The organism is Microbacterium karelineae (assembly GCF_009745985.1).
Taxonomy (GTDB): domain Bacteria; phylum Actinomycetota; class Actinomycetes; order Actinomycetales; family Microbacteriaceae; genus Microbacterium; species Microbacterium karelineae.
Map to the genome: position 1 here is coordinate 315,718 of NZ_WFIX01000191.1, position 25,417 is coordinate 341,134.

A 25,417-nucleotide genomic window follows, 5' to 3' on the forward strand; every position below is an offset into this window, starting at 1 on the left:
CCGTCGGCGGCAGCGCGCGTCGTGCTGCGCTGCGCTTTTCAGAGCGGCCCGATCCGTCACGGTATGTGCACCTGAGAGATTGGCGGGGAGGCTTGCTCCTTCGGTGATCGGGCGTGCCCGATGCTCTCCCGTGCGGTTCGTGGGGCCATGATCATTCTGTTGTGGGGACCCACGATACCGCGGGGCCCGCCGCGACACGATCCCCCGCGCCGAACGGGATCGACACGGGGCGGATCGCGTGCGCGTGGTGGACGGGGCCGTGCCCACCGGGGCGGCCGACGTCGAGCGCGTCGGCCGCGGCGAGCGCCCCGCGCAGCCAGTCGCGCGCGAGCCGCGCCGCCGTGGGCCAGTCGCCCGTGCGGGCGCCCAGCGTCGCGAGCGCGGACGAGAGGGTGCACCCCGTGCCGTGTGTGTTCGCGGTGCGGATCCGCTCGCCGTCCATCCGCAGGATGCCGCCGCCTGCGTCGACGAGCGCGTCCGGGCAGCTGTCGCCGCCCGAGTGACCGCCCTTCGCGAGGACGAGGACGTCGTGGCGGGCCGCGAGCCGTCGCGCCTGGTCGAGCGCGTCCGGCCAGGCGGTCGCGACCGGCTCGTCCAGGAGCGCGGCGAGCTCGGGGAGGTTCGGTGTGACGACGTCGGCGAGCGCGATGAGGTCGGCGAGAGAACGCTCCGCCCGCTCGTCGAGAAGCCGGTCGCCGCTCGTCGCCACCATCACCGGATCCAGCACGACCGCCGGCGCGGTGGCGAGCGACCGGAGCCACCTGGCGACGACGTCCGCCACCTCGGCCGTGCCGAGCATCCCGATCTTGACGGCGTCGATCGCGATGTCGTCCGAGATCGCGTCGAGCTGATCGCGCAGGAAGGCGGGCGGGGGCACGTGCACGCTCCGCACGCCGCGGGTGTTCTGCGCCGTGAGGGCGGTGATCGCGGCCATGCCGTAGCCGCCGGTCGCCTGGATCGTCTTGAGGTCGGCCTGGATGCCCGCTCCCCCGGACGGATCCGAGCCCGCGATCGCGAGGACGTTCACGATGGCGCTCACGCCGCTCCCCTGACCCGGTTCGCGCCGCGCATCACGCGCGCGCCTCGGCGGGCCCCGCCGCCCGCCATTCGTCGGCGAGCTCTCGCGCGGCGCCCCGCGGATCCTCTGCGAGGCAGATGGCGCGCACGATCGCCTGGCCGGCCGCGCCCGCCGCGCGCGCGGGTGCGGCGTCGCCGGGCCCGATCCCGCCGATCGCGACGCAGGGGATCCCTCCCGCCTCGCCGATCGCGCGGCGCAGGCCGTCCCAGCCGATCGCCGCCCGTTCAGGCTTCGTCGGCGTTGCCCGCACGGCTCCGACGCCGAGGTAGTCGACCGTGCCCGCGGCGAGCGCACGCACGCACGTCATGTGCGCGGGCGTGCTCGCGCTGAGGCCCACGATCGCGTCGCCCCCGACGAGGTGGCGCACGAGCTCGGCGGGGATGTCCTGCTGCCCGATGTGCACGCCAGCGACGTCGAGGCCTCTGGCGCGCGCCGCGAGGAAGACGTCGACGCGGTCGTTCACGATGACGCTCGCCCTCCCCGCCGATGCGTCGGCGGCGATGCGGACGAGGTCGAGCAGGCGCGCCGCCGTGACGCGCTTGCCGCGCACCTGCACGGCCGTCGCGCCCCCCGCGCACGCGCCGTCGACGACCGCCCCGAGGTCGCGGTCCCCCAGCGTCTGGATGTCCGCGACGAGGTAGATCGACGGATCGAACGGTCTCCGCGGCGCCGTGGCATCGCTCATGATCGACATCCCTCCGCTCGCGTGAACGAGATCAGGTTCATCGGGTGTGCTCTCAGTCCCCGGCGGGGACACCCCGTGTCTTCTCGAGCGACCCTATCGGAGCGCCGCGGCCGCCGCACATCCCCCTTATGGTCATTCGCACCTCAACAGCGCGGTAGACTTCAGGTCAGCTGCACCTTAACGCCGATGAGGAACGCCATGCCCGCCACCCTGATCACCCTCACGCCCACGAAGGACGCCTCGGTCGCCCACGCGATCGCGCAAAGCGCGGACGGCGACTCGTGCACCCCCGACCTCCGCGAGGCGCCGTGGTCGTTCGACGCCGTGCCGGGGTACGGCCCCGGATCCTCGATGGACGACGCCATCCCGGCGGCGACCCCGACACAGGGAGAGCTGCCCGCGTCCTACCGCGATGCGTCGGACGACGAGCTGCACGAGCGGATCCGCGCCGCCCGCGAGACGCTCGGCGACCGCGTCGTCGTGATGGGGCACTTCTATCAGCGCGACGAGGTCGTCCAGCACGCCGACTATGTGGGCGACTCGTTCCAGCTCGCGCGTGCCGCGACCGAGCACCCCGAGGCCGAGGCGATCGTGTTCTGCGGCGTGCACTTCATGGCGGAGACGGCCGACCTGCTCTCGGGCCCCGACCAGCAGGTCATCCTCCCCCATCTGGGCGCCGGCTGTTCGATGGCCGACATGGCCGACATCGACCAGGTCGAGGAGTGCTGGGAGCAGCTCGAGGACGTGCTCGGGCCGCTCGACGCGACGGACGCCGACGGCCTCGTGCCCGTCGTGCCCATCACGTACATGAACTCGTCTGCCGCGATCAAGGGCTTCGTCGGGCGCCACGGCGGCATCGTCTGCACGTCGTCGAATGCCCGCACGGTCCTCGAGACGGCGTTCGCGCGCGGCCGCCGCGTGCTGTTCTTCCCCGACCAGCACCTCGGCCGCAACACCGCCAGGGCCATGGGCGTGCCGCTCGAGCGGATGCCGATGTGGAATCCCCGCCTCCCCCTCGGCGGCTCCGACGCGCAGACGATCGACGACAGCCGCGTGATCCTGTGGCACGGCTTCTGCTCGGTGCACCGCCGCTTCACGACAGCGCAGATCGACAAGGCGCGCGCCGAGCACCCCGGCGTGAGGGTCATCGTGCACCCCGAGTGCCCCATGGACGTCGTCGACGCGGCCGACGAGTCGGGATCCACCGACCTCATCCGCCGCGCGATCGAGGGCGCGACCGAGCCCACGACGTTCGCGATCGGCACCGAGATCAACCTCGTGCAGCGCCTCGCCGCGCAGCACCCTCAGCACACGATCTTCTGCCTCGATCCGGTCGTCTGCCCCTGCTCGACGATGTACCGGATCCACCCCGCGTATCTCGCGTGGGCGCTCGAGCGCCTCGTCGCGGGTGAGACCGTGAACCGGATCTCCGTCGACGGCGACGTCGCGGCGCCCGCGCGCCTCGCGCTCGATCGGATGCTCGAGGCGACCCCGTGACGGGATCCGCCCGGCGCCGCGTGCTCGTCGTCGGGTCCGGCATCGCCGGGCTGACGGCCGCGCTCCATGCCCGCGACGCGGGCGCCGATGCGACGATCCTCACGAAGTCGGTCGCGTCCGACGCCGCGACGGCGCACGCGCAGGGCGGGATCGCGGGCGTCGTCTTCCCGGACGACACCCACGATGCCCACGCGGCCGACACCCTGCGCGCTGCCGCCGGGCTCGCCGACGCGGCCGCCGTCCGCGCGCTCGTCGAGGACGGCACGCACCGCGTCGCCGAGCTCCTCGACCGCGGCGTCCGCTTCGATCGCGACGACGCGGGCCGACTCGCTCGCGGCCTCGAGGCCGCGCACTCCGTGTCCCGCGTCCTGCACGCGGGCGGCGACGCGACGGGGGCCGAGATCGAGCGCGCCCTGCTCGCCTCCGCGCGCGCCGCCGGCATCGAGATCATCGAGCGCGCGACGCTCGTCGACCTCGTCCGGGGCGCCGGATCCGTCGCGGGCGCCCGCGTGATGGATCCGGCGGGCCGCACCCGAGAGATCGCCGCCGACGCCGTCGTGCTCGCGACGGGAGGCGCGGGCCGCGTGTACGCGCACACGACGAATCCGCCGGTCGCGACCGGCGACGGCATCGCCGCCGCGATCCGTGCGGGCGCCGCCGTGCGCGACATGGAGTTCGTGCAGTTCCACCCGACCGTGCTCGCCGCGGGCGACCCCTTCCTCGTCTCGGAGGCCGTGCGCGGCGAGGGCGCTGCGCTCGTCGACGGCACCGGCCGCCGGTTCGCGTTCGACGCGCACCCCGACGGCGAGCTCGCGCCGCGCGACGTCGTCGCCCGCGCGATCGCCGACTGCATGGCGCGCCAGGAGGGCCGGCCCGCCCTCCTCGACGCGACGGCGCTGGGCGCCGGGTTCCTCTCCCGGCGGTTCCCGACGATCGACCGCGCCGTGCGCGAGCGCGGGCTCGACTGGTCGCGCGAGCCGATCCCCGTGCGCCCCGCCGCGCACTACCTCATGGGCGGCGTCGCGACCGATCTCGAGGGGCGCACGAGCCTGCCCGGGCTCTTCGCGGCGGGAGAGGCCGCCCGCACGGGCGTGCACGGCGCGAACCGCCTCGCGTCGAACTCGCTCCTCGAGGGAGCCGTCTTCGGCGCGCGGGCCGGGCGGGCTGCTGCCCGGCGCGCCCGCCCCGGATGCACGACGACGCCGATTCTGGGTCTGAGGGGCCCAGAATCCGGTTCCCGGCGCGAGTCCGCAGAGATCTGGCGTCGTCGTGCAGCCGGCACCGCGCGGTTCGACCGCGAGGCGCTCGGCCGCCTCATGTGGGATCGCGCCGGTCTCGCGCGGGACGGGGCCGGACTCGACGAGGCGGCGGAGCGCGTCGACGCCTGGATCGCGCACCTCGCCGCGCCGACCTCCCACACGGCGGTCGAGGACCGCAGCCTGCTCGTCGTCGCGCGCGAGATCATCCGCGCCGCGCGCGCCCGCAGCGCGTCGGTCGGCGCGCACCTCCGCACCGACGACGCGCGGGTGGGCCAGCCCGCGTGAGGCGACACCGACGACTCCGGGAGACACCATGCTGACGACCACCGCCATCGACCGCGTCGTCCGGGCCGCCCTCGACGAGGACGCGCCCTGGGGCGACATCACGAGCGACACGCTCATCCCGGCCTCCGCCAGCGCCGAGGCCGAGCTCGTCGCGCGCGAGCCCGGCGTCTTCAGCGGCGGCGCCGTGTTCGCCGCCGCATTCGCCGCGGCCGACCCCGCGATCCGCGTCGAGCTCGCCCTCGCCGATGGCGCCGTGTTCGGGGTCGGCGACCGGATCGCCCGCGTCGTGGGGCCCGCGCGTGCCGTGCTCCTGGGCGAGCGCGTCGCCCTCAACCTCACTCAGCGCCTGTCGGGCATCTCGACGCTCACCTCGCGATACGTCGCGGCCGTCGCCGGCACGGGCGCGCGGATCGCCGACACGCGCAAGACGACGCCCGGACTGCGCGCCCTCGAGCGCCACGCCGTCGTGGCGGGCGGCGGGAGCAACCACCGCTTCTCGCTCTCCGACGCGGTCATGGCGAAGGACAACCATCTCGCCGTCCTCGCGGCGGCGTCGGGCGGATCCCTCGCCGACGCCCTGCGCGCCGCGCGGGCGCGCCTGCCGCACACGATGCACCTCGAGGTGGAGGTCGACCGGCTCGACCAGGTGGAGGAGGTGGTCGGCGCCGGCGTCGACACGATCATGCTCGACAACTTCTCGCTCGACGATCTCCGCGCGGGCGTCGCGCTCGTCGCGGGCCGGGCCGCTGTCGAGGCGTCCGGCGGCGTCACCCTCGAGACGGTCGGCGACATCGCCCGCACGGGCGTCGACGTGATCTCGGTCGGCGCCCTCACGCACTCGGCCCGCGCGATCGACCTCGGGCTCGACATCGAGCTCGACAGCGGGACGCGGTGACGATGTACCTCGACCACGCGGCGACGACGCCCGTCCGGCGCGAGGTCCTCCAGGCGATGACGCCGTTCCTCACGTCGGAGTTCGGCAACCCCTCGAGCACGCACGCCGCCGGCGACGCCGCCCTGCGCGCGCTCGAGGACGCCCGCCGCACCGTCGCACGGCACCTCGGCATGCGCGCGGGCGACGTCGTGTTCACCTCGGGCGGCACGGAGTCGAACAACCTCGGCGTCAAGGGGATCGCGATCGCGGCGATGGCCGACCGCGGGGCGCGGCACGTCGTCACGACGGCGATCGAGCACTCGTCCGTGCTCGCCTCGGTCCGATACCTCGAGCGGGTCCACGGATTCGACGCGACGATCGTGCCGGTCGGCGCCGACGGCCTGATCGACCCCGCCGCGATCGCGTCCGCCCTGCGCCCCGACACGTGCGTCGTCGCGCTCGGCGTCGCGAACAACGAGATCGGCACGGTCCAGCCCGTCGACGCCGTGCGCGAGCTCTGCCGCGACGCGGGCGTCCCCCTGCACGTCGACGCCGTGCAGGCCGCGGGCTGGCTGCCCCTGAGCCAGGGCGACGAGGGCCGCGCGCCGATCGCCGACGCCGTCGCCGTCTCGGGCCACAAGCTGGGTGCGCCGAAGGGCACGGGGGCGCTCGCGGCGCGGCGCCGGATCCGCGTCGAGCCGCTCCTCCACGGCGGGGGCCAGGAGGGCGGGCGGCGCTCGGGCACGGAGTCCGTCGCGGGCGCCGTCGCCGTCGCGACCGCCCTCGAGCTGGCCGAGCGCGAGCGCGTCGAGGTCGCACAGCGCGTCGGTCGGATCCGCGACGCGTTCGTCACCGATGTGCGCGCCCGCATCCCGTCCGCGCGGATCACGGGGCGCCCCGACGCGCGCCTCCCGCACATCGCGAGCTTCGTCTTCCCCGGCGTGAACGGCGAGGCGCTGCTCGTGGACCTCGACCGCCAGGGCGTCCTGGCATCGAGCGGATCCGCCTGCCGTGCCGGCAGCACGGATCCCTCGCACGTGCTCCTCGCGTGCGGGATCGACCCCGATCTCGCCCGCACGGCCGTGCGGTTCTCGCTCTCCCACGGCCAGACAGACGACCTCGGCCCCGTCTCCCGCGCGCTCGCGGACGCGGTCGATAGGCTCGCGGTGTGACAGCACCGGCAGATGATCCGATCCGCGTCGCCGTCTCGACCGTGATCTTCTCGGTGCGCGCGGACGACGACCGCGACGTGCTGATGATCCCTCTCGTGCGCCGCACCCGCGAGCCGCATCTCGGGATGTGGGCGCTGCCCGGCGGCTGGCTCGGCGCCGCCGAGGGGCTCGACGATGCGGCGTCGCGCACCCTCGGCGAGACGACCGGGCTCGCCCCGACGTGGCTCGAGCAGCTCTACTCGTTCGGCGACGTCGACCGTTCGCCCTCGCGCGTCGTGTCGATCATCTACTGGGCGCTGCTGCGCAGCGACCTCGTCGAGGCGCAGCGCGCGACCGCCGACGCCCCGCGGAACGTCGCGTGGTTCGATGTCGATGACCTGCCCCGACTGGCGTTCGACCACAACCGCATCGTCGACTACGCCGTCTGGCGCCTGCGCAACAAGGCGGGCTACAGCCGGATCGCGGCCGCGCTCCTCCCCGACGAGTTCACGCTCGCCGAACTGCGCGCCGTCTACGAGACGGTGCTGGGCAAGCGCCTCGACCCGTCGAACTTCCGCCGGCTGCTGGAGAGCTCAGAGGCCCTCGTGCCGACGGAGCGCTTCCGCACGGGGTCCCACCGCCCCGCGCGCATCTTCCGCTACAACAGCGACGTCGACCTCGCCGAGCGCGGGCCCCTCACCCACCGCTGATCGCGGATCCGCCGCCGATCGACCCTGGGCCGCCTGCAGCTGCTCGGCGGCGAGGGAGGCGTACAGGCCGCCCCGCGCGATGAGCTCGTCGTGCGCGCCCGACTCGACGATGCGCCCGTCCTGCAGCACGTGGATCACGTCGGCATCGATCACGGTCGACAGCCGGTGCGCGATCGTGACGGTCGTGCGACCACGCGCCGCCGAGTCGACGGCCTCCTGCACGACGCGCTCGCTCATGGTGTCGAGGGCGCTCGTCGCCTCGTCGAGCAGCAGGACGGGCGGATCCTTGAGGAGCACCCGCGCGATCGCGATCCGCTGCTTCTCGCCTCCCGAGAGGCGGTATCCACGCTCGCCCGCGATCGTGTCGTACCCGCGCTCGAAGCTCATGATCTTGTCGTGGATGTTCGCCTGACGGCAGGCGCGCTCGATCTCCGCATCCGTGGCGTCGGGCTTCGCGTAGCGCAGATTGTCTCGGATCGACGCGTGGAAGAGGTAGGTCTCCTGGCTGACGATCCCGACGTGATCGATGATGGATCCGCCCGCGAGGTCGCGCACATCGGATCCGGCGAACAGCACCTGCCCGCTCGACGCCTCATACATCCGCGGCGTGAGGTACAGCACGGTGGTCTTGCCCGCGCCTGACGGGCCGACGAATGCGACGTGCTGCCCCGGCTCGGCGACGAACGAGACGCCGTCGAGGGTCGGGACGGCGTTCGCCGGTGCGTCCGGATACCGGAACGTGACGTCGCGGAACTCGATGCGGCCGATGGGCCCCGGCGCATCGGCGACATCGGCGGCGCCCGCCCGATCGGCGATCGCCGGTCGCAGGTCGAGATACTCGAAGATGCGCGCGAACAGGGCCGATGAGGTCTGCACCTCGAGGGCGACGCGCATGAGGCTCGTGAGCGGCATGAGCAGGCGTGCCTGCACGGTCGTGAACGCGACGATCGCGCCGGCCGTGATGGCGCCGACATCGCCCGCCATGAGGAAGCCCGCCGCGAGGTAGATGATGGCCGGCACAGACGACATGAGGATCATCACCACGGCGAAGAAGCCCTGGCCGCTCATCGTCTGGCGCACCTGCAGAACGATCTGCCGGGCGTTCTCGTCAGCGTATCGCGCCGATTCCGACCGCTGCCGGTTGAACGACTTCGACAGGAGGATCCCCGAGACGCTCAGCGTCTCCTGCGTGATCGCCGTCAGCTCCGACAGCGACTGCTGGGTCTCGGACGCGATGCGGGCGCGCACCTGTCCGACGCGGCGCTGCACGAACACGAGGGGCGGCATGACGATGAGCGCGATGATCGTGAGGCGCCAGTCGATGAGCACCATGGCGACGATCGACGCGATCACCGTCACGGTGTTGCCGAGGATGCTCGTGACGGTGCTCGTGAGCACACCGGAGACGCCACCGACGTCGTTCTGCAGCCGCGACTGGATGATCCCGGTCTTCGTGCGCGTGAAGAAGCCGAGCTCCATCGACTGCAGGTGCTCGAACATGCGGATCCGCAGATCGCCCGTGACCCGGTTGCCGACGCTCGATGTCATCCACGTCTGCACGACCTGCACAGCGGCGCTCGCGACGTACAGCCCGATCATGAGGGCGACGAGACCACCGAGCAGCGCAAGCTGCACAGCGCCCCCTGCGGGGAACAGCGCCTCGTCGAACACGCGCTGGATCACGAGCGGCGGCACGACGCCGAGCGCCGCACCGAGCACGACGAGCAGTGCTGTGACGAGGATCTTCCCCCGGTACGGGCGGAAAAGTGCGGCGACCCGCCTGCCCAGGTCCGGCACATGCGGCGCCTCGGCATTCTCCTTGCGCTGGGCGCGCTCGTCGATCGGTCTCATCCCCCGTCCTCCGCCCATCGGCCGCCCCATGCTCACGAGACGAGCCTATTGCCCGTGCGGGCCTGCGGCGCCGGGTGACCGGCGGGTGAATTTCCGGGCCGATCGGGAATGTTCCGCGTGAGGGCGCCGTTAGACTGGAACGTCTGCCTGCGAGGGGTCTGTCACCGCCCCTGGCCCGAGGCGGAATCATCCTTCTGCACGGAGCTCACTCTCTTGACGACAGATACCGCGAACGTGCGCACTCAGCCCGCGCACCACGACACGATCGATCCCGCCGGAATGCGCGTGATCTGGCTGCTTCTCGTCGCCGCCTTCGTGGCGATCCTGAACGAGACGACGATGGCGATCGCCATCCCCGAGCTCAACGTGAGCCTCGGGATCCCGCCCGAGCAGGGGCAGTGGCTCACGAGCGGGTTCATGCTCACCATGGCGGTCGTCATCCCGACGACCGGCTTCCTGCTGCAGCGCTTCACGACCAGGCAGGTGTTCCTCGCCGCGATCATCGCGTTCGCCGTCGGCACCGCGATCTGCCTCGTCGCGCCCGGCTTCCTCCTCCTGCTCGTCGGCCGCGTCGTGCAGGCCGCCGGCACGGGCATCATGATGCCGTTGCTGATGACCACGCTGATGAACGTCGTGCCCGCGCACTCGCGCGGCCGCATGATGGGGCGGGTCGGCATGGTCATCTCGCTCGCGCCGGCTCTCGGCCCGACGCTCTCGGGAATCATCCTCGACAACCTCGGGTGGCGCTGGCTGTTCGGCATCATCCTGCCGATCGCCCTCATCGCGATGGCGCTCGGCGCGAAGTGGATGACCAACCTCGGCGAGACGACGAACGCGCCGATCGATGTGCTGTCGGTGGTCCTCTCGGCACCCGCCTTCGGCGGCATCGTCTACGGACTCAGCCAGATCGGCGGCGGCCACGGCGGCGAGGCGAGCGGCTCGGGCGCGATCGCCTGGCTGGTCCTCGCCGGCGGCGTGGTGTTCCTCGGGATCTTCGTCTGGCGCCAGCTCACCCTGCAGAGGAAGGACGACGCGCTGCTCGACCTGCGCGTGTTCGCCTCCCGCAACTACCTCGTCGCCGTCGTCATCATGGCGGTCGTGTCGATGGCGATGTTCGGGACCTTCTCTCTCCTGCCGCTGTACCTCCAGGACGTCGCCGAGCTCGCCCCGACGCAGGCGGGCCTCGTGCTGCTCCCCGGATCGGTCCTCATGGGCATCCTCGGCCCCATCATGGGCCGGATCTACGATGCGCGCGGCCCGAAGACCCTGCTCATCCCGGGAACGATCATGATCGCCGCGGCGATGTTCACCTATTCGACGGCGACCCCCGCGACGCCGACGGCGTTCCTCGTGATCGTGCAGATCGTGATGTCGCTCGGCCTCGCGAGCTCGTTCACGCCGCTGTTCTCGGCGTCGCTCGGTTCGCTCGAGCGTCGTCTCTACTCACACGGATCCGCCGCGCTGAACACGCTGCAGCAGGTCGGCGGTGCGGCGGGCACCGCGCTGCTGATCGCCATCTACTCGACCGCCCTGCACGCCGGGGAGGCCGAGGGGCTGTCGATCCCCGAGGCGGGCACGCCGGGTGCACACGCCGCGTTCTTCGTCGCCGCCTGCATCGCGCTCGTTCCGGTCGTGCTCTCGTTCTTCGTGCGGAAGCCGGCTGACGACCAGGAGGTCGGCGCCCCCGCCGGCCACTGACCCGCACGCAGAGGCCCGCCGCACCTCACGGTGCGGCGGGCCTCTGCGTGCGGTCGGAGATGTTGCGTCTCCAACGTTGTAGAACTTCCCTCCAACGTTGTAGCCTGCTTTCGCATCGAGGCCGATGCCCCGCGCGCGAGCCCGGGAGTTCACCGCCGAACCACTCGAGGAGCCGACATGACCGCACCCTCACGCCGCACGATCCGACCACCCGCCGCCGTGGCGCTCGTCCTCGCCGGGGCGCTGGCGCTCAGCGGCTCGGCCGTGGCCGCCGCCGCTCCGCCTTCCGCCGCCGAGCCCGCACCACCGGCTTGGGCGGACGTCGAGGTCCACGACCCCTCCCTCATCACGGTCGGCGAGGAGCACTACGTGTTCGGCTCGCACCTCGCCGCCGCGAAGACCGACGACTTCGTCGCCTTCGAGCAGGTGGCGAACCACGTCTCGCCCGAGAACCCCCTCTTCGACGATGTGACGTCGGAGCTCGCGGAGACGTTCGCGTGGGCCGAGACGGAGACCCTCTGGGCGCCGGACGTGTTCCAGCTCGACGATGGCCGCTATTACATGTACTACAACGCGTGCCGCGGCGACTCGCCGCGCAGCGCGCTCGGCGTCGCCGTCGCCGACGACGTCGAGGGTCCTTACACCGACCTCGGCATCATCCTGAGATCGGGCCACCGCGAGGGCGAGGGACCGAGCGAGGACGGCACGCCGTACGACGCGCTCGTGCACCCGAACGCGGTCGATCCCGACGTCTTCACCGACGCCGATGGTCGCCTCTGGATGGTCTACGGCTCGTTCTCGGGTGGCATCTTCATCCTCGAGCTCGACCCCGAGACCGGGCTGCCGTTCCCCGACCAGGGGTACGGCACGCACCTCACCGGCGGCAACCACAGCCGCATCGAGGGCCCGAGCATGATGTACGACCCCGAGACCGAGTACTACCACCTCTTCACATCCTTCGGCGGACTCGACGCCGACGCGGGATACAACATGCGCGTGATGCGGTCGAAGAACCCGGACGGCCCCTTCGTGGACGCCGAGGGCCACGACATGCGCGAGGTGCGCTCGAACCCGGAGCTGCCGGTCTTCGACGATGCCACGATCGAGCCGTACGGCGTCAAGGTCATGGGCAACTACCTCTTCACCCGAGAGATCGGGGACCCCGGGACGGGCATCGGCGACGGGCGCGTCTCCCCCGGCCACAACACCACCTACCGCGACCCCGACACGGGCGAGATGCTGCTGATCTTCCACAGCCGCTTCCCCGAGATGGGCGAGTTCCATCAGGTGCGCGTGCACGAGATGTCCATGAACGCCGACGGCTGGCCGGTCGCCGCGCCCCGCCGATACGCAGGCGGGAGCGAGCAGGAGCGCATCCGCCGCCCGGATCTCGTCGGCGAGTACCGGATGATCGTGCACGACAAGGCCATCTCGCCCGAGGTCCGGACACCCGAGAGCGTGACGCTGGAGAGGAACGGTCGCGTCACGGGCGCCCTCGAGGGCCGCTGGCGCCTGACCGCCGGCAGCCACCTGACGCTCTCGGTCGACGGCGAGACGTACTCGGGCGTCGTCTCGCGCGAGTGGGATCCGGTGTCGGCCGCGTGGGTGGACAGCTTCTCCGCCGTGTCCGCCGCGGGCGAGCCGATCTGGGGCAGCGCGCTCGAGCCGCTGCGCGACGAGGAGATCGTCGAGGCCGTGCTCGACGACCTCAGCGTGCCCGCGACCGTCGTCGCCGACATCGAGCTGCCGACGGCGGGGACCCACGACGCGACGATCGCGTGGGCCTCGAGCGATCCGAGCACGATCTCGGCCGACGGCGCCGTCACGCGCCCGACCGACGTCGATCGCACCGTGACGCTGACCGCCGAGGTGACCTCCGGAGGGGCGAGCGGCACGACCTCGTTCGCGGCGACGGTCACGGCCGCCGCGGAGGACGGCCTGACCGCGCGCTACACGTTCGACGGCGCACTCGCCTCCGACGGGGACGCCGCCGACGGCACCGTCACGGGCGACCGCATCGACGGCGACGGCGGGGCGATCGCGTTCGCCGACGGCGTGCACGGCCAGGCGGTCGCGCTCGACGGCGCGAGCGGCGTGCGCCTGCCCGACGGCCTCCTCCAGGGCGACCGCTACTCCGTGGGGCTCTGGCTGCGGCCGGAGGAGCTGACGCCGTTCACCGCGGCGTTCTTCGCCGCGAGGAACGAGACGAACTGGGTGAGCCTCGTCCCGACCGTCGGCTTCGGCGACGGTCACACGCTCCTGTGGTCGGGATCGAGCACCTACTACGACGGCGACACCGGCACGACGATTCCTGCCGACGCGTGGACGCACGTCGCCTTCACGGTCGACCGCGGCGAGGTGGCGATCTACCTCGACGGCGAGCTCTCGCATACCGGATCCGGCTTTCCTGACGTGTTCACGACCGACTCCGGCGCCTTCGCCCTCGGCGTCAACTGGTGGGACGCTCCGTTCCGCGGCGCGATCGACGACCTGCAGGTCTACCAGGGCGTGCTGACGCCCGAGCAGGTGGCGGTCGTCCGCGACGGGGACGTCGCCGCCCTCTGAGCCGCGGCTGCCCGACCCTCCCCGGGCCGGGCAGCCCGGGCACGGTTGACAGTCCTCCCGATTATGATACGTTTCACTCCGGAAAGCGGTTACCAGGCGAGGAAGCCCGGTGGATCCCCCCGGATCCCCTGCCTCGCGATGTCAACGGAGATCTCCATGAGCGATGCGGCCCCACGCGCCACCTGGGCCCTGCGGGCGCACGCGGCGTGCGAATGGGTGCTCTGGGCCCTGACGATGAACGCCCTGTGGTGGCTGTTCACACTCGCGGGGGCCGTCGTGCTCGGCGCCGCGCCCGCGACGATCGCCGCGGCGACCCTCACTCGTCGGCAGCTCCGCGGCGAGAAGGTCCGTGCGCTCCGCGACTTCGCGGCGGTCTGGCGCGCCGAGCTCCTCCTCGCCAACGCGCTCCTCCTCCCGCTGCTCATCCCCGGTGCGCTCCTCGCGGTGACGGCGTCGGCGCTGCTCGCAACCGCCGGTCCCCTCGGGCCGGTGTCCCTCGCCGCGGCCGTCCTCGTCGCCGCCATCTGCCACATCGTCATCCCGATGTACGTCTCCTACGACCTGCCGCTGCGCGCCTATGTCATGACGGCGATGCGCTGGGGCGTCGCGAACCTCGCGCAGGTGCTCGTCGCCCTTGCGGGCACCGCCCTCGTCGTGGGGGCCAGCCTCGCGATCCCGGGCATCGTCCCGTTCCTGTCGATCGGCGCCGTCATCGTCATCGACACCGCCCTCGGCTGCGCGTTCTTCCACGCGAACGAACGCTCCCTCGCCGAATCCCCCTGATCCCCCTCCCCTCCCCGACACCACGAGAACACAGGAGTTCCCATGATGACCATCAAGACCCGCGCCGCGGCGGTCGCCGCCGTCGCCGCGGCCGCCGTGACGCTCGCCGGCTGCGGCGGCGGCGGCGGCGCGGAATCCGACGGCCCGCTCGAATCGCTGACGATCCAGGCGCCGTACCTCAGCACCAACTCGCCCCAGGAGGGCAACGACATCGAGTCGGCCCTCGAGGACGAGGTGGGCATCGACCTCGACATCACGTGGGTGCCGAACTCGTCATACGAGGACCGCACGAACATCACCCTCGCGGGCGACGAGATCCCCGACGTCATGGTGATCCAGGGCAAGACGCCCGGCTTCGTCCGCAACGCCGAGGCCGGCGCGTTCTGGGACCTCACCGACCAGCTCGACGGCTACGAGAACCTCGCGACGACCTTCCCCGAGACCCAGGAGTCGGCGAGCGTCAACGGCACCGTCTACGGCATCTTCCGCGCCCGCGACCTCATGCGCGCGACGGCGATCGTCCGCAAGGACTGGCTCGAGAACCTCGGCCTCGATGCCCCGGAGACCGTCGACGACCTCTATGAGGTCGCCCAGGCCTTCACCGAGGACGACCCCGACGGCAACGGCGAGGACGACACATACGGCCTCATCATCCCGAAGTGGCCCGGCGCGATCGGCTCGAACAGCCCCTACGACGTGATCGAGACCTGGTTCGGTGCGGGCAACAAGTGGACCGAACGCGACGGCGAGCTCGTGCCGAGCTTCACGACGCCCGAGTGGCTCGACGCCGTCGAATACGAGAAGAAGCTCGTCGACGAGGGCCTCGTGAACGCCGACTTCGCGACGTTCGACTCGGCGAAGTGGAACGAGCCGTTCCTCAACGGCGACGGCGGCATCATCATCGACGTCCACTCGCGCGGAGGACAGCTCCTGGGCCTGCTCAAGGAGTCCGACCCCGAGGGCTTCGGCGACTACATCGAGATCACCGGCAACCTGGCCGGCCCCGACGGCGAGCTGCGTGCCCACCCGACCGACGGCTACAGCGGGTTCCTGGCGATTCCGCGGGCGCGGGTGACGACCGAGGAGCAGCTGCACGAGGTGCTCGCCGTCTTGAACGATCTCAACTCGCCCGAGGCGGGCAAGATCCTCAACAACGGGCTCGAGGGCGAGACATACGAGCTCGACGGCGACCTCGCGGTCGCGATCGACGACGCGCCGCAGCAGCTCAAGGACGAGGTCGGCGCCTACGCCCAGCTCGGCACGAACGTGACGGGCTTCCAGGGCTACCGTCCGAAGCAGGCGAGCGAGCCGGAGCAGGAGCTCTACGACAAGCGCCTCGCGATCGAGGAGCACGACACCGAGTACGCCGTGTACAACGCGGCCGCCGCCTACGTCTCGCCGACGTATGTGTCGAAGGGCGCCCAGCTCGACGTCATCGTCTCCGACGCGCGGCTCAAGTACATCGCCGGCCAGATCTCGCGCGAGGACCTCGAGGGCGAGATCGAGCGCTGGCGCGCCGAGGGCGGCGACACGATCATCTCCGAGATCAACGACCTCGCCGGCGGCGAGTGACCCCCTCCGTCTGACGCCGGGCGGGCGGCCCACCGCCGCCCGCCCGGCCCACCGACAGGATCGCCATGGCCACCGTGCTCACCACCCCGCCCCCGCCGACCGACGGCACCGAGACGCTCGTCGTGCCCGCGCGCCGACGCCGATCCGGGATCCGCGTGCACGTCACGCGCTTCAAGTGGCTCTATCTGCTGCTGCTCCCGGGGATCGTCTACTTCGTCCTCTTCCGCTACGTCCCGATGTTCGGCGCGGTCATCGCGTTCAAGGACTTCGTGCCGTTCCTCGGCATCGCGGGCAGCCCGTGGGTCGGCTTCGCCCACTTCGCCGACTTCTTCGCGAGCCCCGACTTCCCGCGGCTGCTCGCGAACACGCTCATCCTCGCGCTCCTGAGCCTCACGATCGCCTTCCCGCTCACGATCATCATGGCGCTGCTGCTCAACGAGCTGCGGCTGAACCTCCTCAAGCGCACGGTGCAGACCCTGATCTACGTGCCGCACTTCCTCTCGTGGACGGTCGTCGCGTCGCTGACATACCTGCTGTTCGCGCTCGACACGGGCCCGCTGTTCCACCTCATCAACACCGTGCTCGGCACCGACACCGACTTCCTCGCGGATCCCGGCTGGTTCCGCCCGATCATCGTGCTGCAGGAGATCTGGAAGAACACGGGCTGGGGCACGATCATCTTCCTCGCGGCCCTCGCTGGCGTCGACCAGGAGCAGTACGAGGCCGCCATCATCGACGGCGCCGGCCGCTTCCGCCGCGTCTGGAGCATCACGCTCCCCGCCATCCGCCCCACGATCATCGTCATGCTGATCCTGCAGATGGGACAGGTGCTGAACACCGGCTTCGAGCAGATCTATCTCATGACGAACTCGCTCAATCGCGAGGTCGCCGATGTGTTCGACACCTTCGTGTACTTCATGGGCATCACGCAGGGCTCGTACTCGTACAGCACGGCGGTCGGCCTGTTCAAGGCGCTCGTGGGCGTCGTGCTGATCTTCGGCGCCAACTGGCTGTCACGCCGATTCACCCAGGAGGGGATCTTCTGATGGCACGCCCCGCGTACCGATTCAACACGCGCCCCGGCCGGGTCTTCGATGTCATCAACGTCGTGATCCTCGTCGCCGTCGGCGTGATCGCCCTGATCCCGTTCCTCTACGTGCTGGCCGGGTCGTTCGCGACCGAGGCCGAGATCGCGACCCGTCCGTTCTTCATCTGGCCCGAGACGTGGAGCCTGCGCGCCTACGACGCGATCCTCACGAGCCCGGCCTTCCTCCGCGCGCTCGTCACGACGATCCTCGTCACGGCCGTCGGCACCGCCGTTCAGCTGCTGCTCACCGCCTCGATGGCGTACCCGCTGTCGAAGCAGAACCTGCCGGGGCGGCGCCTCATCCTGTCGCTCGTCGTGTTCACGATGGTGTTCTCGGGCGGCATGATCCCGACGTTCCTCGTCGTCAAGGACCTCGGGCTGCTCAACTCGTACTGGGCGCTGGTCCTGCCGATGGCGATCAACCCGTTCAGCCTCATCATCATCAAGAACTTCTTCCAGCAGCTCCCGAACGAACTGGAGGAGTCGGCGATGATCGACGGCGCGAACGAGATGCGCACGCTCTGGAGCGTCATCCTGCCGCTGTCGAAGCCCGTGCTCGCGACGTTCGCGCTGTTCTATGCCGTGGGCATATGGAACGACTTCATGTCGCCCCTGCTGTACCTCACCGACAACTCGATGTGGACCCTGCAGATGTTCCTGCGCCAGGTGACGAGCGCGACCGACCTGTCGGTCCTCGAGGACACGCCGGGCGAGGTCCCGCCGGCGGAGGGCATCAAGTTCGCCGTGATCATCGTGGCGACGCTGCCGATCCTGCTGTTCTACCCGTTCCTGCAGAAGCACTTCGCCAAGGGGATGCTGATCGGATCCGTGAAGGGATGACGATGGAGACTCTCGTATACCGCAACCCGCTCGCGGGTCCGAGCGACGTGGCCGGCTGGATCGCCGAGGGGCCCGTCGGGGTCTCGGCCGCGGACGGCGCGCTCGAGCTCGCCTCGACGGGCGGAGTCGACGACCACTTCACCTTCTGGTGCCCCGAGGAGTTCGGCGACCGGATCCGCGTGACGTGGGAGTTCTCGCCCGCCAACGAGCCGGGGCTGGCGATGCTCTTCTTCGGCGCCGCCGCCGACTCGGGAGGCGGGATCTTCGACGATGGCCTCGCGCCGCGCGATGGGGCGTACCCGCAGTACCACTCGAGCGACATCCGCACGCTGCATGTGTCGTACTTCCGGCGCCGATGGGAGGACGAGCGCGCGTTCCACACGTGCAATCTGCGCAAGTCGCCCGGCTTCCACCTCGTCGCCCAGGGAGCGGATCCGCTGCCGCCCGTCATCGACGCGCGCGGCGCCTTCTACCGCGTCGACGTCGTGAAGGATGGCGCAGAGGTGCGGTTCGCGATCGACGGCCTGCCCCTGTTCTCCTGGACCGATGACGAGCGGACCGGGCCGCGGGCCGGCCCCGGCCGCATCGGATTCCGCCAGATGGCGCCCCTCGCGGCGCGCTATCGCAACCTGGAGGTCCACGAACTCCGATGACCGACACCGTCTCCGCTCCTCTGCGCTGGCTGGGAGGCGCCCCGCCGGCGGATCCGTTCGAGGGCTGCACGTGGGGCGTTCCCCTCCCCCGAGGGCGCGTGTCGGCGATCGGCGAGCTCGCGCTCGTCGACGCAGACGATCGCCCGCTCGCGGCGCAGCTCTGGCCGCTCGCCACCTGGCCGGATGGATCCCTCAAGTGGGTCGGATCCGCCATCGGGGCCGGTGCGGCCCCAGCGGGCGCACGCCTCGTCACGGGCGCACGGCCGGCCGAGGCCGCGCGGCCGATCGTCGCGACCGAGGACGCCGACGCCATCGTCGTCGACAGCGGAGCCGTGCGGATCGAGGTGCCCCGCGCGGGCGAGAAGATCTTCCGCAGCATCTCGCGCGGCGGCACGGTCATCGCCGAGAACGGCCGGCTCGAGAGCCTGCTCGCGGGGCCGGCCGACGACGACAGACCGGCGCCGCGCGCGCCCTTCCGCTCGCGCACGACGCGCACGGTCCTCGAGCAGTCCGGCCCCGTGCGGGCGGTCGTGCGGGTGGACGGCGTGCACCGCGCGGAGGACGGATCCCGCGAGTGGCTGCCGTTCACCGTGCGCTTCGTGCTGCTCGCGGGCGCCGAGACGGTGCGCGTCGTGCACAGCTTCGTCTGGGACGGCGACGCCGAGCGAGACTTCCTCGCGGGCCTCGCGATCGCCGCCGACGTGCCGCTGCGCACCGAGCCCCACGACCGCCACGTGCGCTTCGCGACGGCGGGCGGCGGCGTCTTCGCCGAGGCGGTGCGCGGGGTCACGGGCCTGCGCCGCGATCCCGGCGCCGACATCCGGGCGGCGCAGATCGCCGGTCGCCCCACCCCGCCGGAGTCCGAATGGTCGCCGCGCGTGACCTCGCGGCTCGGATTCGTGCCCGCGTGGGGGGACTTCTCGCTGTCGCAGCCGACCGCCGACGGATTCTCGCTCCGCAAGCGCACGAAGGCCGGCCACGCCTGGATCGACGCCGTCGCCGGGACGCGGGCCGAGGGCCTCGTCTCGCTCAGCGACCCCCGTGGCGGATTCGGCATCGGTGTGCGCGGCTTCTGGCAGTCGCACCCCGGCCGGCTCGACGTGCGCGGCGCCGACGGCGACACCGCGACCGTGACGGCATGGCTGCACTCCCCCGACGCCGCCCCCATGGACATGCGGTTCTACCACGACGGGCTCGGGCAGGACGGATACGCCGACCAGCTCGACGCGCTCGAGATCACCTACGAGGACTACGAGCCCGGCTTCGGCGACGCGCACGGCATCGCCCGCACCCATGAGCTCACGCTCTTCGCGTGGGACGCGACTCCGTCCGCGGGCCGCCTCGCCGCGCACGCGGAGCGGCTGCAGGATCCGCCCCTCCTCCAGCCGACACCCGAGTGGATCTGCGGGGCCGGGGTCTTCGGCGACGTCGCGCCGATCGACCGATCCACGCCGCTCGCCGCCGAGATCGAGGACAGCCTCGACCTGCTGCTCGAGTTCTACCTCTCGCAGCCCGAGCAGCGCCGCTGGTACGGCTTCTGGAACTACGGCGACGTCATGCACGCCTACGACTTCGACCGCCACAGCTGGCGATATGACGTGGGCGGCTACGCGTGGGACAACTCCGAGCTCTCGCCCGATCTGTGGCTCTGGTACTCGTACCTCCGCTCGGGCCGGGCAGACGTGTTCCGGCTCGCGGAGGCGATGACGCGCCACACGGGCGAGGTCGACGTCTACCACGCGGGCCGTTTCCGGGGCCTCGGCTCGCGCCACAACGTGCAGCACTGGGGGTGCTCGGCGAAGCAGCTGCGCATCAGCAGCCCGATCTACCGGCGCTTCCACCACTTCCTCACGGCCGATGAGCGCACGGGCGACCTGTTGAACGAGCTCGCAGACAGCGATGAGACGTTCCTCGCGCTGGACCCGACCCGCAAGGTGCGCACCGATGCCGCCACCTACCGGCCGGAGCGCTCGGCGCTCGCGATCGGGCTCGGAACCGATTGGGGCGCCCTGGCGGCGACGTGGCTGAGCGCGTGGGAGCGCACGGGCGACGAGCGATCGCGCGATCGGCTGCTCGGCACGATGGCCGACATCGGCGCGCTGCCGCAGGGATTCCTCACGGGCGAGGCGCTGTACGACCTCGACGCGGGCAGATTCGACACGACGCGCGACCGCGTCTCGGTCTCGCACCTGAACGCGGTCTTCGGGCTCGCCGAGGTATGCAGCGAGCTCATCTCGCTCATCGACATGCCCGCCTTCCGCGACGCGTGGGTCCGATACTGCCGCCTGTTCCTCGCCTCCCCCGAGGAGCAGGCGCGCGAGACGGGCGCCCCGCTCGAGGGGATCCACCTCGAGCAGGCGCACTCCCGCCTGGCCGCGTACGCCGCCCGCCAGACGGGCGACCCCGCTCTGCGCGACCTCGCGTGGCGCGCGTTCGACGGAGTCGGAGAGTGGCTCGTGCACCGGCGGGAGCTGCGGATCGACCGCATCGAGGCACCCGACGTCGCCGCGCCCGTCGACGAGATGCCGAGCATCTCGACGAACGACGCCGCCCAATACGGCCTCGCGGCGATCCAGATCCTCGCCCTCCTCGGTGACGAGCTCACGCCGCGCGAGGATCCAGCCGCATCCGGGTCGTGAAGGTTCGCGTGACCCCCGTGAAGGGGTCGACGAACTCGAGCCGCTCGGCGAGCAGCTGCAGCGTGTGCGAGAAGTCGTACGGATCCGGATCCACGTCGCGGGGGTAGACGGGGTCGCCGAGGAGCGGCATGCCGAGGCCGTTCATGTGCACGCGCAGCTGATGCGTCTTCCCCGTGTGCGGGGTGAGGGCGAACTCCCCCGCCCACGCGCCGGCGTGGCGGAGGACGCGCAGCAGCCGCACGCCCGTGTGGGCGTTCGGCTCGCCGGGGATCTCGCGGACGGCCCGCTCGCCGTCGATCTTCCGAAGCCGCGTGCGGACACCGCGCTCCTCGCCCTGCTCGAGGCCGAGCGGCAGCGGATCCCCCTGCCGCCAGCCGCCGGGGAGCCAGGCGAGGGCGCGATACGACTTCCGGATCCCACGATGCTGGAACAGCACCTGGTATGCGCCGCGGGTCTCCGGGCGCCGCGAGAGCGCGAGGAGGCCTCCCGTCACGCGGTCGAGGCGGTGCATCGCCACGATGTCGTCCTCGCCGCGGGCGACGCGGAGGCGCGTCACGACGCATTCCCGGACGAAGACCCCGTTCGGCGTCGACGCGAGGAAGTGGGGCTTGTCGACGACGATGAGGTCGTCGTCTTCATGCACGACGCCGATCTCGAACGGGACCGGGCGCTCCGGCGGGGCCGGCTTGTGGAAGAAGTAGAACCCGCCGGGGATGACGGCGTCGTCGAGTGAGACGCGCGCGCCCCACTGATCGGTGAGCTCGCCGGGCCCCGTGAAGTAGCCGGGCTCGAGCGCCGCCTCGGCGACCGCCTGCTCGCGCCCGAGCGTCGTCGGGATGATCGTTCCCGCGAGCCAGTCCCGCACGCTCGGCGGGACGACCAGGTGCGCGCCCGCGTGTGTCTGGGTGCCGCCGGGCGCGCGCAGGCGCGCGGCGGTGATGCCCTCCCGCGGTGGGAGGATCCGTCTGCCGAAGCGCGCCACGAACACGGGAGCCTAGCGGGCCGCGCTGGGCGCGACCCGATGTGGAGCGTTCCACACGGGTTCACCTCGGAGACACCGCCCGGCCGCCTCCACTCCTCTCCGCGCCCATAGCGTCGCCTGCGACCCGATAGGAAGGACACGCGATGCTCGTCGAAGTGGAGCGCTCCACGCCGCGCGCGGCGCCGACCGAGAGGACACCCCTCCACCGCCGCGCGGCACTCGCCCTCGCGAACCCGGCGACCGCTCTCGGCATCGTGCTCGTCGCCGTCTTCGGCTACCTGATCGTCGCGCCCGTCGTGTCGATGCTCCTCGGGGCGATCCAGACGGGCTTCGGCGATGAGGACCGCACGGGGTCGCCCGCCGGATCCCTGACCTCGTACCACCTCGAACGCGTCTTCGTCTCGGACGTGTCCGACATCATCCTTTACGAGCCGCTGCGGAACACCGTGCTGCTGGCCCTCGCCTCGATCGCCGCCGCGCTCGCCGTCGGCGTCCCCGTCGCGTGGCTGCTGACCCGCACCGACCTCCCGGGCCGCCGGTGGTTCTCGACCGCGCTCATCGTGCCCTACATGCTTCCGGCGTGGACGTTCGCCCTCGCCTGGACGACGATCTTCAAGAACCGGCGCATCGGCGGGGCGCCTGGCTGGCTCGAGGCGGCCGGGATCACGCCGCCCGACTGGATCGCGTACGGCCCCGTGCCGATCCTCGTGATCTTCACCCTGCACTTCATCCCGTTCGTGATCCTCCTCGTCACGAACGCCATGCGAAACCTCCCGGACGAGGTCACCGAGGCGGCGCAGGTCCTCGGCGCGTCGTCGGCGCTGCGCACGCGCCGCATCGTCCTTCCCCTGCTCGCGCCCGCCCTGCTCTCCGCCGCGACGCTCATCTTCGCGAAGGCGCTCGGCGAGTTCGGCGTCGCCTATGTGCTGGGAACCCCCGCCGACTTCTCCGTCCTCTCGACGACGCTGTACCAGAGCATCCAGACCCAGCAGGCCGGGCCCGCGGCGGTCGTCGCGGCCGTCATGGTCGCCCTCGGCGCGATCTCGGTCGCCGTCGATGTGCGCTTCCTCCGCGAGATGAAGCGCTTCGCGACCGTGTCCGGCCGCGGGCTCCGCGGCGGGGCGCAGCCGCTGCGGTGGCGACGTTGGCCGGCCTTCGGCGCCGTCAGCGGCCTGTTCGCCGTCTCGGTCGTCATCCCGCTCGCCGCGCTCGTGCTCTCGACCGTGCTCCACGTGCCGGGCCGCCTCGAGTGGTCGAACGTGACCTTCGACTACTGGATCGGTCGGGACCTGCCGACGATCGGCTTCTCGGACGGGATCCTCGTCAATCCCCGGACCTGGGAGGCGACGTGGAACACGATCTGGATGGTGGGCGTCGCCGCCACCGCAGCCGGGGTGCTCGGCCTGCTCGTCGGATACGTCGTCGCCCGCACCCCGGCGGGCTGGCTCGGAACGACCCTGCGCGCGATCACGTTCGTCCCCTACCTCGTGCCGGGGATCGCGTTCGGCGTGGCCTGCCTCACCCTCTTCGCGGTGCAGCGCGGCCCGATCCCCGCCCTGTACGGCACGTCGATCCTGCTGATCCTCGTGATGATCGCCGACGAGATGCCGTTCGCGTCCCGCGCCGGGACGAGCGCCATGATGCAGCTCGGGCGCGAGCCGGAGGAGGCCGCGCAGACGCTCGGTGCCGGATGGCTCACACGCATGCGCCGCATCGTGCTGCCGATCCAGCGCAACGCGCTCGCGAGCGCGATCCTCCTCCCCTTCGTCTCGGGCGTGCAGGGGCTGAGCCTCGTCATCGTGCTCGCGACGCCGGAGACACAGCTGCTCACGACCCTGTCGATGACGCTCGTCGACAACGGCTACACACACGCCGCGAACGGCGTCGTCGTGATCATCTGCGCCGTCGCGCTGCTCGGCACCTGGTGTGCGCGACGACTCTTCCGCGCCGACCTCTCGGCCGGCCTCGGATCCTGACCCACAGCCGACACCCACCCGTCACCACCGCAAGGAGCCCACCATGATCCGCCACACCCGCGCCGCCGGCGCCACCGCAGCCGTCCTCGGCGTCGCCCTCGCCGCGAGCGCATGCGCCGGCCAGGCCCCCGCCCCCACCGTCGCCGACACATCGAGCGACGCCTTCTCGAAGGACCTCACGCTGGACGAGATCGTCGAGCGCGCACAGGACGAGGATCCCATCACGATCTACGACGGCACCTCGAAGGTCGAGGAGATGGCCGAGGCGTTCGGCGAGGCGTACGGCCTCAAGGCCACGGGCGTGAAGGCCGACGCGTCGGAGGTGATCGAGAAGACCACGCGCGAGGCGCAGTCGGGAAACATCGTCGGGGACGTCGTCACGATCAAGGACCTGCCCGCCCTCAAGAGCCAGCTGGTGCCGAGCGGGTTCGTCACGACGTGGGTGCCATCCGATCTCGCGCCGTCGATCGACGAGAGCATGCGCGACCCCCTCGTCCTCATCACCGACCCGTCGATCTTCGCCTACAACAGCGAGGTGCACGACACCTGCCCTGTCGACAACGTGTGGCAGCTGACCGAGCCCGAGTGGCGCGGCGAGGTCGCGACGGAGGACCCCGTCGGATCCAGCGCGAAGCTCGACTGGTTCAGCCAGCTCGCGCAGTTCGGCGACGACGAGCTGCGCGCGGCGTACGAGGCCGAGTTCGGCGAAGAGCTCGAGACCGAGCTCGACTCCGCCGCGGCCGAGTGGGTCGCCCGCCTCGCGGCGAACGAGCCGATCCTCACGAAGTCGTCCGAGGAGGCCTCGGAGGCCGTCGGCGCGCTCGGGCAGGACGACCCGCCCGTGGGCCTGGTCGCGAGCGCGAAGTTCCGTAACATCGACGAGAAGGGGTACGCCCTCGCGACATGCGACGAGCTCGACCCGTGGGCCGGGTTCGCCTCGCCCAAGGCGATCGCGATCGCGTCCGGGACCGACAGCCCGTACTCCGCCATGCTCTACGTGCACTACGCCCTGACGCAGGAGGGCATCGCGCCGCAGATCGCCGACGGGAAGATCTCGTCGAACGCCGACGTCGTCCAGCCGGAGGATCCCGCCCACATCGGCGACCTCGTCGACGAGCTGTTCTTCTTCGACAACGCGGGCCTCGACGCCGATTGGGCGGACCGCGAGGTGTGGCAGGACCTCTGGCGCACCTCCAGCCGCTGACCGCCCGTTCTCACGAAGAGAGAGGATC

The 25,417-nt window shown here is 71.5% G+C and carries 19 protein-coding genes and 2 riboswitches; of the genes, 15 read left to right on the forward strand and 4 right to left on the reverse strand.

From position 1 onward, the window contains the following. Positions 1 to 49 precede the first annotated feature (49 nt). A riboswitch (glycine riboswitch) is annotated at positions 50 to 141 on the reverse strand. A 10-nt stretch (positions 142 to 151) separates the two neighbouring features. Then, a complete protein-coding gene (gene thiD, locus GB932_RS17980; protein WP_156762065.1) occupies positions 152 to 1,039 on the reverse strand; it encodes a bifunctional hydroxymethylpyrimidine kinase/phosphomethylpyrimidine kinase in 888 nt (295 codons plus the stop codon). A 31-nt stretch (positions 1,040 to 1,070) separates the two neighbouring features. Continuing rightward, entirely contained in the window at positions 1,071 to 1,763 is a 693-nt protein-coding gene (gene thiE, locus GB932_RS17985) for a thiamine phosphate synthase (protein ID WP_156762066.1), read from the reverse strand. Continuing rightward, a riboswitch (TPP riboswitch) is annotated at positions 1,755 to 1,849 on the reverse strand. Its footprint overlaps the gene before it by 9 nt. 112 nt (positions 1,850 to 1,961) lie before the next feature. Here thiE and nadA point away from each other — a divergent pair. From nadA to GB932_RS18010, 5 genes are read left to right on the forward strand one after another with little or no spacing between them, the layout of a single operon-like run. Further along, positions 1,962 to 3,260: a quinolinate synthase NadA gene (gene nadA, locus GB932_RS17990; protein ID WP_156762067.1), complete on the forward strand. Its 1,299-nt coding sequence runs from the start codon at positions 1,962 to 1,964 to the stop codon at positions 3,258 to 3,260. After that, a complete protein-coding gene (gene nadB, locus GB932_RS17995; RefSeq protein ID WP_197517554.1) occupies positions 3,257 to 4,804 on the forward strand; it encodes an L-aspartate oxidase in 1,548 nt (515 codons plus the stop codon). The genes nadA and nadB overlap by 4 nt, the downstream gene beginning before the upstream one ends. A 28-nt stretch (positions 4,805 to 4,832) precedes the next feature. Further along, positions 4,833 to 5,699, forward strand: a complete 867-nt coding sequence (nadC, locus tag GB932_RS18000) for a carboxylating nicotinate-nucleotide diphosphorylase (RefSeq protein WP_156762068.1) — start codon at positions 4,833 to 4,835, stop codon at positions 5,697 to 5,699. Between the two features lie 2 nt (positions 5,700 to 5,701). After that, complete coding sequence (locus GB932_RS18005) at positions 5,702 to 6,850, forward strand: cysteine desulfurase family protein (protein WP_156762069.1); 1,149 nt, start codon at positions 5,702 to 5,704, stop codon at positions 6,848 to 6,850. Next, positions 6,847 to 7,539, forward strand: coding sequence for an NUDIX hydrolase (locus GB932_RS18010; RefSeq protein ID WP_156762070.1), 693 nt, complete (start codon positions 6,847 to 6,849; stop codon positions 7,537 to 7,539). The genes GB932_RS18005 and GB932_RS18010 overlap by 4 nt, the downstream gene beginning before the upstream one ends. Here GB932_RS18010 and GB932_RS18015 read toward each other — a convergent pair. Next, complete coding sequence (locus GB932_RS18015) at positions 7,423 to 9,420, reverse strand: ABC transporter ATP-binding protein (RefSeq protein WP_156762272.1); 1,998 nt, start codon at positions 9,418 to 9,420, stop codon at positions 7,423 to 7,425. The genes GB932_RS18010 and GB932_RS18015 overlap by 117 nt on opposite strands. A 183-nt stretch (positions 9,421 to 9,603) precedes the next feature. Here GB932_RS18015 and GB932_RS18020 point away from each other — a divergent pair, with 183 nt between their 5' ends. From GB932_RS18020 to GB932_RS18055, 8 genes are all read left to right on the forward strand, one after another. After that, entirely contained in the window at positions 9,604 to 11,088 is a 1,485-nt protein-coding gene (locus GB932_RS18020) for an MDR family MFS transporter (protein WP_231916296.1), read from the forward strand. Between the two features lie 177 nt (positions 11,089 to 11,265). Beyond that, the gene (locus GB932_RS18025; protein WP_156762072.1) at positions 11,266 to 13,653 is read left to right on the forward strand and encodes a LamG-like jellyroll fold domain-containing protein; all 2,388 of its coding nucleotides are present in this window, start codon (positions 11,266 to 11,268) and stop codon (positions 13,651 to 13,653) included. A gap of 156 nt (positions 13,654 to 13,809) precedes the next feature. Next, positions 13,810 to 14,436 (forward strand): DUF624 domain-containing protein, encoded by a 627-nt coding sequence (locus GB932_RS18030; protein ID WP_197517555.1) that lies wholly within the window; start codon positions 13,810 to 13,812, stop codon positions 14,434 to 14,436. 42 nt (positions 14,437 to 14,478) lie between these two features. After that, positions 14,479 to 16,008 carry an extracellular solute-binding protein gene (locus tag GB932_RS18035; protein ID WP_231916297.1) on the forward strand — a complete coding sequence of 510 codons (1,530 nt, stop codon included), beginning with the start codon at positions 14,479 to 14,481 and terminating at the stop codon, positions 16,006 to 16,008. Positions 16,009 to 16,073: 65 nt separating this feature from the next. Continuing rightward, positions 16,074 to 17,054, forward strand: a complete 981-nt coding sequence (locus GB932_RS18040; protein WP_156762074.1) for an ABC transporter permease — start codon at positions 16,074 to 16,076, stop codon at positions 17,052 to 17,054. Beyond that, positions 17,054 to 17,935: a carbohydrate ABC transporter permease gene (locus GB932_RS18045; RefSeq protein WP_156762075.1), complete on the forward strand. Its 882-nt coding sequence runs from the start codon at positions 17,054 to 17,056 to the stop codon at positions 17,933 to 17,935. The genes GB932_RS18040 and GB932_RS18045 overlap by 1 nt, the downstream gene beginning before the upstream one ends. A gap of 2 nt (positions 17,936 to 17,937) precedes the next feature. Next, the gene (locus GB932_RS18050) at positions 17,938 to 18,588 is read left to right on the forward strand and encodes a DUF1961 family protein (RefSeq protein ID WP_231916298.1); all 651 of its coding nucleotides are present in this window, start codon (positions 17,938 to 17,940) and stop codon (positions 18,586 to 18,588) included. Next, complete coding sequence (locus tag GB932_RS18055; RefSeq protein ID WP_156762077.1) at positions 18,585 to 21,227, forward strand: exo-rhamnogalacturonan lyase family protein; 2,643 nt, start codon at positions 18,585 to 18,587, stop codon at positions 21,225 to 21,227. Before GB932_RS18050 ends, GB932_RS18055 begins: the two co-directional genes overlap by 4 nt. Here the strand turns inward: GB932_RS18055 and GB932_RS18060 are convergent. Continuing rightward, positions 21,190 to 22,209 (reverse strand): pseudouridine synthase, encoded by a 1,020-nt coding sequence (locus GB932_RS18060; protein ID WP_231916299.1) that lies wholly within the window; start codon positions 22,207 to 22,209, stop codon positions 21,190 to 21,192. The genes GB932_RS18055 and GB932_RS18060 overlap by 38 nt on opposite strands. A 143-nt stretch (positions 22,210 to 22,352) precedes the next feature. On the opposite strand from GB932_RS18060, the gene GB932_RS18065 reads away from it, so the two are divergent. Next, positions 22,353 to 24,185, forward strand: coding sequence for an ABC transporter permease (locus tag GB932_RS18065; RefSeq protein ID WP_156762079.1), 1,833 nt, complete (start codon positions 22,353 to 22,355; stop codon positions 24,183 to 24,185). A gap of 43 nt (positions 24,186 to 24,228) precedes the next feature. Continuing rightward, positions 24,229 to 25,389, forward strand: a complete 1,161-nt coding sequence (locus GB932_RS18070) for an ABC transporter substrate-binding protein (RefSeq protein WP_156762080.1) — start codon at positions 24,229 to 24,231, stop codon at positions 25,387 to 25,389. Positions 25,390 to 25,417: the final 28 nt, after the last annotated feature.

Bases quoted from the DNA above. Each gene is read 5' to 3' on its own strand.
- GB932_RS18055 (WP_156762077.1), top strand. From the start codon at position 18,585: ATGACCGACACCGTCTCCGCTCCTCTGCGCTGGCTGGGAGGCGCCCCG.
- nadC (WP_156762068.1), top strand. From the start codon at position 4,833: ATGCTGACGACCACCGCCATCGACCGCGTCGTCCGGGCCGCCCTCGAC.
- GB932_RS18070 (WP_156762080.1), top strand. From the start codon at position 24,229: ATGATCCGCCACACCCGCGCCGCCGGCGCCACCGCAGCCGTCCTCGGC.
- GB932_RS18050 (WP_231916298.1), top strand. From the start codon at position 17,938: ATGGAGACTCTCGTATACCGCAACCCGCTCGCGGGTCCGAGCGACGTG.
- nadA (WP_156762067.1), top strand. From the start codon at position 1,962: ATGCCCGCCACCCTGATCACCCTCACGCCCACGAAGGACGCCTCGGTC.
- GB932_RS18025 (WP_156762072.1), top strand. From the start codon at position 11,266: ATGACCGCACCCTCACGCCGCACGATCCGACCACCCGCCGCCGTGGCG.
- thiE (WP_156762066.1), bottom strand. From the start codon at position 1,763: ATGAGCGATGCCACGGCGCCGCGGAGACCGTTCGATCCGTCGATCTAC.
- GB932_RS18015 (WP_156762272.1), bottom strand. From the start codon at position 9,420: ATGGGGCGGCCGATGGGCGGAGGACGGGGGATGAGACCGATCGACGAG.
- GB932_RS18035 (WP_231916297.1), top strand. From the start codon at position 14,479: ATGATGACCATCAAGACCCGCGCCGCGGCGGTCGCCGCCGTCGCCGCG.
- GB932_RS18040 (WP_156762074.1), top strand. From the start codon at position 16,074: ATGGCCACCGTGCTCACCACCCCGCCCCCGCCGACCGACGGCACCGAG.
- GB932_RS18065 (WP_156762079.1), top strand. From the start codon at position 22,353: ATGCTCGTCGAAGTGGAGCGCTCCACGCCGCGCGCGGCGCCGACCGAG.
- GB932_RS18030 (WP_197517555.1), top strand. From the start codon at position 13,810: ATGAGCGATGCGGCCCCACGCGCCACCTGGGCCCTGCGGGCGCACGCG.
- GB932_RS18005 (WP_156762069.1), top strand. From the start codon at position 5,702: ATGTACCTCGACCACGCGGCGACGACGCCCGTCCGGCGCGAGGTCCTC.
- GB932_RS18045 (WP_156762075.1), top strand. From the start codon at position 17,054: ATGGCACGCCCCGCGTACCGATTCAACACGCGCCCCGGCCGGGTCTTC.